Origin of the sequence: Allochromatium palmeri, from assembly GCF_009720725.1 — a bacterium.
GTDB classification, from domain to species: domain Bacteria; phylum Pseudomonadota; class Gammaproteobacteria; order Chromatiales; family Chromatiaceae; genus Thermochromatium; species Thermochromatium palmeri.
This window is the reverse complement of sequence record NZ_WNKT01000140.1, coordinates 1-921: the sequence shown is the minus strand read 5'-3', so window position 1 is coordinate 921 and position 921 is coordinate 1. Positions and strand designations below refer to the sequence as shown.

Annotated in this window: 1 protein-coding gene; it reads right to left on the bottom strand. The window is 57.0% G+C overall.

The window, feature by feature from the left end; translation table 11 throughout:
* A partial coding sequence (locus GJ668_RS19835; protein ID WP_246195037.1) for a tyrosine-type recombinase/integrase occupies positions 1-689 on the bottom strand: 689 nt, incomplete at its 3' end.
* Positions 690-921: the final 232 nt, after the last annotated feature.

The following is a 921-nucleotide window of genomic DNA, read 5'->3' as shown; positions in this document are numbered from 1 at the left end:
CAGAGGACTTGTCTACTCCAACTGTATGTGAGCGAACGATTTTTGCCAGCTGGTAAGATACTTTGTCCAAAGTCCAATGACTGAACATGCCAGGAGGCCCAGGTATGCCGCAGGTCGTGCCAACGAAACTCCTTGATCCCGGCTCGCTGTAACGCTTTTCGCCAGGCCCGTCCACCGGCTTTGCTGACCGGTAGCCAGACAAGAGCACCGTTTGCATCGTGACGCTGATAGGCAAAGACCCGTTCGTCGTGGCGACCTTCCCAGCGTCGAAGCACCAAGACGGCATCTGTATTGAGCGGCACTCCGATCGCCTTCTTCGCCTTGGCCTGATCCGGATGGATCCAGGCCACCCGCCGCTCAAGATCGACCTGGCTCCACTTAAGACCCGTGACATTGGCCTCTCTCAGGCCGGTGGCCAGACTGAAACGCGCCATGTCTGCCAGATGTTCAGGCAGTTCGCCGATCAAGCGATCCGCCTCCTCACGGGTGAGCCAACGGATGCGCTGCTTGGGTTCAGGCAGCAGTGGGATGGTCGGTGCCCGATCCAGCCACTCCCAAACTCGCTCGGCGCGTCGCAGGATCGCATGTACAACCGACAGTGTGCGGTTAACAGTGGCATTGCTGACACCTTCCGCCTGACGGGTGGCGCGAAGCGTGCGTAGCCGGTCTCGGTCGATCTGATCGAGCATGAGTCCCTTCAGGTGCGGATCGAGCCAGCGTAGATGACATAGATCATCGTCATGGCTTGCCTTATGCGAGGTCTCCTCGATCCAGCGCACAACCGCTTCCGGCCAGGTTCTGCGGGGCTTTTCGCCCATGCGCTCTTGGCGCCACAGATTCTGCTGGCTCTTCCGGGTTTAAAGTAAAGTAAATTTTTATTATAATCAGCAGCTTATGATTGATTCTGTCTGATCTTTTATT